Annotated in this window: 6 protein-coding genes, 2 tRNA genes, 1 rRNA gene and 1 pseudogene; 2 read left to right on the forward strand and 8 right to left on the reverse strand. The window is 26.1% G+C overall.

All coding sequences use genetic code 11. The features are described 5' to 3' along the window. Positions 1-208 precede the first annotated feature (208 nt). On the reverse strand, positions 209-1,105 hold the full coding sequence (locus tag RYM86_RS18220; RefSeq protein ID WP_315082256.1) for a patatin-like phospholipase family protein: 897 nt from the start codon (positions 1,103-1,105) through the stop codon (positions 209-211). Between the two features lie 33 nt (positions 1,106-1,138). Further along, the gene (locus RYM86_RS18225) at positions 1,139-1,957 is read right to left on the reverse strand and encodes a pyruvate, water dikinase regulatory protein (RefSeq protein WP_315082257.1); all 819 of its coding nucleotides are present in this window, start codon (positions 1,955-1,957) and stop codon (positions 1,139-1,141) included. A gap of 378 nt (positions 1,958-2,335) precedes the next feature. On the opposite strand from RYM86_RS18225, the gene RYM86_RS18230 reads away from it, so the two are divergent. Beyond that, positions 2,336-3,100: a signal peptidase II gene (locus tag RYM86_RS18230; protein ID WP_315082258.1), complete on the forward strand. Its 765-nt coding sequence runs from the start codon at positions 2,336-2,338 to the stop codon at positions 3,098-3,100. Between the two features lie 148 nt (positions 3,101-3,248). Then, positions 3,249-4,439: a [FeFe] hydrogenase H-cluster maturation GTPase HydF gene (gene hydF / locus RYM86_RS18235; protein ID WP_315082259.1), complete on the forward strand. Its 1,191-nt coding sequence runs from the start codon at positions 3,249-3,251 to the stop codon at positions 4,437-4,439. Between the two features lie 487 nt (positions 4,440-4,926). On the opposite strand, the gene RYM86_RS18240 is transcribed toward hydF, so the two are convergent. From RYM86_RS18240 to RYM86_RS18265, 6 genes and pseudogenes are all read right to left on the reverse strand, one after another. Then, a tRNA-Lys gene (locus tag RYM86_RS18240) sits at positions 4,927-5,002 on the reverse strand. Between the two features lie 6 nt (positions 5,003-5,008). Continuing rightward, positions 5,009-5,125: ribosomal RNA gene (gene rrf, locus RYM86_RS18245) — 5S ribosomal RNA — on the reverse strand. Between the two features lie 275 nt (positions 5,126-5,400). After that, positions 5,401-6,123, reverse strand: coding sequence for a flagellar motor protein MotB (locus tag RYM86_RS18250; protein WP_315082260.1), 723 nt, complete (start codon positions 6,121-6,123; stop codon positions 5,401-5,403). A 4-nt stretch (positions 6,124-6,127) separates the two neighbouring features. Continuing rightward, positions 6,128-6,904, reverse strand: a complete 777-nt coding sequence (locus tag RYM86_RS18255) for a flagellar motor protein (protein WP_315082262.1) — start codon at positions 6,902-6,904, stop codon at positions 6,128-6,130. 341 nt (positions 6,905-7,245) lie between these two features. Continuing rightward, a pseudogene (locus RYM86_RS18260) lies at positions 7,246-7,769 on the reverse strand (hypothetical protein). A 396-nt stretch (positions 7,770-8,165) separates the two neighbouring features. Then, positions 8,166-8,241, reverse strand: a tRNA-Lys gene (locus RYM86_RS18265). Between the last annotated feature and the right edge of the window lie 61 nt (positions 8,242-8,302).

Below are 8,302 nucleotides of genomic sequence, written 5' to 3' on the forward strand. Positions count from 1 at the left end.
AATTTTCAAAGACCAAATTTTCTCTTGTTTTACTGCGTCACCCTTAAGCGACTTACTCAGTATAACATTTGATTTCTTTTCTGTCAACAAGTTTTTTTAATAAGTTGAAATTTAATTTCTTAACTTTTTTCTTTCTTGTTGGCCGCATCTCTTAGCGACGTGTTTTATCTTACCATTTTATTTATATGGTGTCAACAATAAATTTCTATTATTTTTTAATAAACTTCTCTTTTACATAATTAAGTACTTTTTGAGTATCTATATCAGGTATTGGTTTATGCTTAAAAACTAATACGCCTAAATCCATAATTGGCTTTAAATAATCAATGGTATCCATATAACCTAGTTTAATTCTTTTTTCAGCACTCTCAGGAACAAAATCTAATATACCATCTAATACTCCCTCTTCCATAATAGATGGATATATCTCTATTATTTTAGTATTTGGAAATAACTTTTTATTTATATGAGAATCCTTAGAAAGATGTACTGCTATTATAATGTCACAATTTTCACCATATACAGGCTGTACAGGAACATTATCAGCCATTCCACCATCTACATACTTTATAGATTCAAATTCTTCTGATTCATATATCATAGGTAATGCTGATGATGCAAATAGAATACTTCTTATATTTTTTTCAGGATATCCATTAATCTTAAAGTATTTAGGTTGAAAGGTTGTAAGCTCTGTACACGCTGCATAGCATAATTTATTACAACTCTCTATATCTTTAAAATTAACATATTTATTCATAATATCAGTTAAGCCTTCCCTTGAAAGACTTCCAGTATCAATCATCTTCGGCATACACTTCTTTACTAAATTCATATTTTTTAATCCTAAGGATATTAAAAAACCTTTAATATTTAAATCTTTATTATCTATAGGAAGAACTTTTTCTTTTGATATATTAAGCCATGCTTCTTCTGCCTTTTCTATATCTCCTTGGCAAAATAATATAGCATTTAATGCTCCAATAGATGTTCCTGAAACCACTTCTACGTATCTATCAATTTTTAATTCTTTTAACGCCTTCCACACACCTATTTGATATGCGCCTCTAGCTCCACCCCCTGATAATACTAATCCTATTTTCATATTAAATCACACTCCCCAATAGCCAAGATATGCCTAATAACTATTTGTACTCTTATTATATCCAATTGATTCTAAAATAATTAAAGCTGTATCTTCTATAGCTCTTTGTGTTATGTCTATTGTTTTACATCCTAACTTCTTCATTATCTTATCTGAATACTCTAACTCTTCTAATATTCTTTCATCACCAGCATATTCAATACTTGAAGATATACGATGGAATTTATCTAATCTCTTCTTTCTAATTTCTATTAATTGAAATGCATCTATTTTTAATCCGAAAATTTTCTTCTTATCTATAGTATATATTTCATCTGGTACACCTATTTCAGGCATTAATGGTATATTTATAGCCCTAATACCCTTATTAGCTAAATACATACTTAATGGTGTTTTAGATGTTCTTGATAATCCTATTAGCACTACATCTGCATTTTTAAGTCCACCATAGTCTTTACTATCATCATATTGCATAGCAAATTCCATAGCCTCTATTCTTTTATAATATATTTCATCTATTTGTCTCATAGCTCCAGGTTTATATTCTGGACTAGTATTTAACATACTTGATATTGAATCTATAAGCGGTCCTAGCACATTCATAATATAAGTATTTTCTTCATAACATTTTTTAGTTAAGTATTCTCTAACATCTACAGTAATTATTGTTGATATGATTATTTTCCTTTCTATCTTAGCTATTTCAGGAAAAATACAATCCACATCATCAATTGTTTTGATATATGGTACTCTTCTTATTTTTATTTTCTCTTTAAATTGAGCTGCCACTGCTAGTGTTACTTGATGAGCTGTTTCCGCTATAGAATCTGATATGGCAAAAATAGTTAGCATGATTAACTCCCCTCTCAAATTTTATATAGTGTTTTTTTCTAATATAATATCTTATTTAATTTTACCATTATATATTACATGTATTGTAATATATTACTTGATATAAAAAATATATTTTTAAAATTTCAATATTTAATTTATATCTTATATAATAATGAATTTTAAAATCTAATATGATAAACTTTAATATAATAAAAAGTTGCTTAGAAACCATGAAATTATCTATTTTATGCCTTTGCTTATCCATAGGTGTAAGAAATCTCACACTACAATATTTTTAGTTATAAATTTAAATCATTAAATAACACTTTAATAAATTATATAATGGTTATAAATTATATAAAAAAACTGTTCACACTATATTTAGGAGGAAAATGTATGAATAATAAAAAAATCTTAACAATAGGCATTCTACCACTTATGTGGTTTTTATACTTTTTATTTGAATTATTCACAGGTAGGATTAAAGATATGCCTACAGTAATGTTAAATATGTTCCTTATGTTTTTGTTTGCTTTAGTAGGATTATTCATTTATAAAATAGGATATAAAAATCAAAGTGGCTTTAAATTTAAAACAATGTTAAAACTTTTCTTATCATTAATGCTAATTGATCAAGGAATTAAAATATTCATAAAGTTATTTTATTTTGATTACTATATAGATATAATTCCTAATTTACTATCTTTTAATCCAATAATTAATACTGATGGTTCATGGTTAAACGCAAGATTTGGAACTAATGTAAGTTTTCCATTATTAATATTTTTTAATATCATTGCACTTTTTCTATTTGTTGAAATATACAGATATGCTCTATATAAAGATAATAAAGATTTCTGGTCAGATATGTGTTTTTTATTTATATTTGGTGGAGCTCTTTGTTCATTAATTGATAAAATATTTTATGGTGGAAGTTTAGATTTTATTGGAATCAGCAATTTATTTATTGCAGATATAAAGGATATCTATATTAATCTAGGTATATTATTTTTTATTCTCACATTATTTAATAACGGATATCTATCTTCTGATGAAGAAACCACACTAAAAGAAGATTTACAAAATTTAAAACGTTTTTTAACATTTATAAAAGATGATATATATAGCAAATTTAAGTTATTGAAAAATAAACAAAACTAAAGTAAAAAATGTTTTACAGCTATTTATAAAATAATAATAAAATTTGTTTATTCCAATAAATAAAAATATACATTAACTTTTTATATTGAGTAAGAACTATACTATCTAATTAAAAATTTAAAATTAAGTTATAGAGGGAGGCTTATTTATGCTTAATACTCCAAAAGCAAATAGATTACATATATCTATATTCGGAAAAAGAAATGCAGGTAAATCAAGTTTAATTAATGCTCTAACAAATCAACCACTTTCATTAGTATCAGATACTCCTGGTACTACAACTGATCCAGTGTCAAAGGCAATGGAATTACTTCCTTTAGGACCAGTAGTTATTATAGATACCGCTGGATTAGATGATACTGGTGATTTAGGAACATTAAGAGTTGAAAAAACAAAAGAAGTAATGTTAAAAACAGATTTAGCTGTACTTGTATTTTCAGCAGAAGAGAATAATATTGAAAATGAGAAAGAATGGCTTAAAGATTTAAAAGAAAAAAATATTCCTGTAATAGGCGTAGTAAATAAAATTGATTTGGGAATAAGTAACTTAGAATTATTACAAAAAGAATTTGATATTCCATTTGTAGAAATAAGTTCTAGAGAAAAAATAAATATAGGTAAATTTAAAGAGCTTCTTATTAAAAATGCACCTATTGATTTTGAAATGCCTACTATACTTGGTGATATAGTAAAACCTAAAGATAGGGTTATATTGGTTGCTCCTCAAGATATCCAAGCTCCTAAAGGGAGACTTATATTGCCTCAAGTACAAATAATAAGAGATATTCTAGATAATGATGCTATGGCACTTACAGTTAAAGATACGGAATTAGAAGACTTGCTAAAGATAATTAAAAATCCTTCTTTAGTGATTACAGATTCTCAAATGTTTAAAAAAGTAAATGAAATAGTTCCTCATAATATAAGATTAACTTCATTCTCTATTTTAATGGCAAGATATAAAGGAGATTTAGAACTATTTATAAAAGGAGCCAAAGCAATTAATAATTTAAAACCTAATGACAAAGTGTTAATTGCAGAAGCTTGCACTCATCATGCACAAAAAGGTGATATTGCAAGAGAAAAACTACCTTTACTACTTGAAAAAAAGGTTGGTGGAAAATTAGATATAGTAAATGTATCAGGAAGTGATTTTCCTAAAAATCTATCTGAATTTAAATTAATAGTGCATTGTGGTTCTTGTATGTTTACAAGAAAGCAACTATTATCACGATTAGAGGTAGTTAAAGAAAAAAATGTTCCTATAACTAATTTCGGAGTTGCATTAGCTGAACTTAATGGAATTCTTGATAGAGCTTGTAACATATTAATTGGCTAACATCAATTTAAAATATTTGAAACTTTATCAAATCAAACTTTACAATTATAGATGTAAAGTTTAATACAGTAGATTACAGATTAAAAATAACGGTTTAATTTTAGATTAATATTTAAAATCAAATTCATATACTATGGCGAATAAAAAAGATATCCTATTAAATGTAATTTACAGGATATCTTTTTTTGCCTTTATTATATGTATATATTATTTATTTAAGTTAATTTAAATACTACTTTTATTTAATCACAAATCACCAATCAACGTTATTTATTGTTTTTAGTTATCAATAATAATAATAAAACAGAATGCATTAATTGGACCTTTTTAAATTTGATCTTTAATCTTTAATTTTAAATTATTATAAAGTTTTAAAATTAAAAGAATTATTTCATTTTTAAATTTATTAAATTCTAATTCTAATATAATAAATTTAAAAATGAAACAAAATAAAAAAATCGTTTCTTTAATATTAAAGAAACGATTTTGGTGGCTCACCCGGGAATCGAACCCGGGACACCATGATTAAAAGTCATGTGCTCTACCGACTGAGCTAGTGAACCATACTTACCTGGCAACGTCCTAATCTCCCACACAGTCTCCCGTGCAGTACCTTCGGCGCTATGGATCTTAACTTTCCTGTTCGGAATGGGTAGGAGTGTTACTTCCATGCCATCATCACCAGATCTTGAAAGATTTTTTTCTTTCAGCTGAAATCATATGTTTTGTTTGACGACCTCAACAAGACATAATTATATAGACTTTCTATTATTATGTCAACAGTATTTTTAGACGTATATCGACATTATATTCAATATACGACTAAATACTCTAAACTACTCTAAAATACTATCGCCCCCGAAAGTTTTTATTGTTGAAAAAATCATAAAAATATTAAACTTAATTTATAGTTTAATTTACAAACAAAGATATATGATATAAAGGATAATAGTATAATACATTATTTAATAGATGATGTTTCTGATTTATTATACTCATTGTTTAATATAACTATATCAACTCTTCTATTAGCTGCTCGTCCTTCTTCACTATCATTACTCTTTATAGGTCTATATTCACCATACCCAATAGCAGAAAGCCTACCAGAACTTATATTTCCATCTTTAACAAGAAACTCTACTACATTTGCTGCTCTAATTGCAGACAGTTGCCAATTAGAATGAAAATTTTCTGTATTTATGGCTACATTATCAGTGTTTCCCTCAACTCTTATATAATTATCTATATCATTTAATATTTTAGATATGGATATTAACTTTTGCTTATACTCATTTTTAATAGTTGCATCTCCACTGTTAAAAAAAACATTATCATTAAAGCTTATTATAAGACCTCTTTCTTGTATTTGAGTTGAAATGCTACCTTCTAAATTATATTCCTTAATTAACTCATCAACTTTACTTTTAGCCGTATCAAGCTTTTCTGATTCAACCATTACAGCATCATTCACAATGCTATTTTCATTAGTTTCTTTTATAGCTCCTGGCGCATCACCTATACTAAATGCTTGTTTAAAAGAATCAGATATTTGTTTATACTTTTGTTTATCTACATTTGAAGAAGCATATAACACTACAAATAAAACCATTAGCAAAGTTATTAAATCAGAATAGGTTAGCAACCATCTTTCACTATTTTCTTTATTCTCTCTTTTTTTCCTCATATAATTATTCACCTTCTAATAATTTAGATTGCTTCTCTGTTAAAAATCCTTCAAGTTTACTTACAAGAGTATTAGGATTTGTACCTTGTTGAATTAATACTATTGCTTTAATAATCATCTCTTTTTCATTATATTCTTCCATATCCAAGACTTTTAACTTATTAGCAATTGGTAACCAAAAAATATTTGCACTTAAAATTCCATATAATGTGGCTATAAAAGCAGCTGCTATTTTAGGTCCTAATACAGTAGGGTCATTTAAGTTACTAACTACTTGAATAAGTCCCATAACTGTTCCTATTATCCCCATGGTAGGTGCATATCCACCTGCTGCTGCAAACATTTCTATTCCAACTTGATGTCTTTCTGATATTTGCTCTAATTTAGTTTCTAAAATACTCTTAATAGATGATTGCTCTACTCCATCTATAGCCAATTGAAGTCCTTTTTTTATGAATGGATCTAAATCACTGTTTTTAGAAACTTCTTTTTCTAACGATAAAAGTCCATCTTTTCTAGTTCTTGTAGATATATCTTTAAAAAATAATAAATTTTCTTCCATCTTATTTTTTCTCTTTTTAAATGCTACAGACATAACTTTAGGAAATTTTTTAAGTACATTTCCTGGGAATGATATACCTAATGCACCCAAAGTACCACCAAATACTATTATTGCAGCTGTAAGTTGAAATAATGCAGTAATTACTCCACCCTCTAATAAAAATGCTAAAATTAAAGCTACAAGTGCAAAAATTAAACTTAATACAATCATCATATCCATGTAAGATTCCCCCAAACACAAAATTATACTTCTAATAACTAATATATTAATGTTTACTATAATTTAATCCATCGTTAAAATATGAAATTATAATACTCAATAACATAATAAGTTTAATAATAGATTTAATAATAGATTTAATAAATTGTTACTAGAAAATAAATACTCTTTTTATTGCTTTTAATAATATTTAAACTTTTTAGTAATATTGTTAAAATATAAATTTAAAAAGTTTTTATATTAGACTAATATTACTAAAAAAAGTCTATAAAGAATCTAAATATATAAATTCTTTATAGACTTTTAACATTTTTGATATTTATTTACAATATTTTTAAAAATTAGATTACTTTATTAGTATATTTTCTAATTTACATTCAGTGAATTTTTAAATTTAATCATCTCATCATCTGTCATATGAATTTCAACTACATCTTTAACACCATCACTATTTAATATTGCTGGTACTCCACAAAAGACATCTTTTTCTCCATATTCACCTTCTAATAATGTTGATACTGGAATAATTTTATTTTCATTATGCATAATAGATTTTATTATTGCTACCGTTGCTGCTGCTATTGCATAATAAGTAGTTCCTTTTCTCTCATAAACTTCCCCATCCAGCTCTAGAAGTATCTAACACTAATTGATCTAAATCAACTTCTCCTGTTAAATCTTTTGTATTTCTATTTAAATACTCAATACAGTGATTTAAGTCCATAACTTCTCCATATGCTCTTTCTTTATTAATATCAATCATTAATGTTTCATCGCATACTCCTTGAGTTATTAAGTTAAATGCAGTTGTAGAACCAACAAGACCAGCTCCTATTATTGCAATTTTACTTTTATTTAAAGCCATATAAACTCCTCCTTAAAGTATTTATAACTTTAGTTTAATTACTTTTACACATAATATATAAATTATTAACTACTTATTAACATAATCCATAATAATTTATGAATACCTGTTTATAACTTTATATAATTGTGAATAACTTTGGAATAATTAAATTCTAATATATAAATTCATGTACAAAACAAAAAAACATCATAACAAGTTTATATTTAGATCTTTTAACTCAGATTTCTATTTAAATATAATATGAAAATTCTTATAAGCTAATATCTTAATTTTAATTTTCAACCAACAGATCTCTCTAATATTATATTTTATTAATATATAAAGGGTTTATAATAAATATTCTATAATTTTTTATAAAAAAAAGCTACTGAAAAATTCAGTAGCTTTTATTATTGGTGCGTCATCAGGGATTCGAACCCTGGACACCCTGATTAAGAGTCAGGTGCTCTACCAACTGAGCTAATCACGCAAATAAACCTGGCAACGTCCTAATCTCCCACACAGTCTCCCGTGCAGTACCTTCGGCGCTA

This window comes from uncultured Clostridium sp., from assembly GCF_963527835.1.
Lineage (GTDB): Bacteria > Bacillota > Clostridia > Clostridiales > Clostridiaceae > Clostridium.

Excerpts from the sequence above, each read along its gene's own strand:
- RYM86_RS18220 (WP_315082256.1), bottom strand. The coding sequence starts at position 1,105 with ATGAAAATAGGATTAGTATTATCAGGGGGTGGAGCTAGAGGCGCATAT.
- RYM86_RS18225 (WP_315082257.1), bottom strand. The coding sequence starts at position 1,957 with ATGCTAACTATTTTTGCCATATCAGATTCTATAGCGGAAACAGCTCAT.
- RYM86_RS18230 (WP_315082258.1), top strand. The coding sequence starts at position 2,336 with ATGAATAATAAAAAAATCTTAACAATAGGCATTCTACCACTTATGTGG.
- hydF (WP_315082259.1), top strand. The coding sequence starts at position 3,249 with ATGCTTAATACTCCAAAAGCAAATAGATTACATATATCTATATTCGGA.
- RYM86_RS18250 (WP_315082260.1), bottom strand. The coding sequence starts at position 6,123 with ATGAGGAAAAAAAGAGAGAATAAAGAAAATAGTGAAAGATGGTTGCTA.
- RYM86_RS18255 (WP_315082262.1), bottom strand. The coding sequence starts at position 6,904 with ATGGATATGATGATTGTATTAAGTTTAATTTTTGCACTTGTAGCTTTA.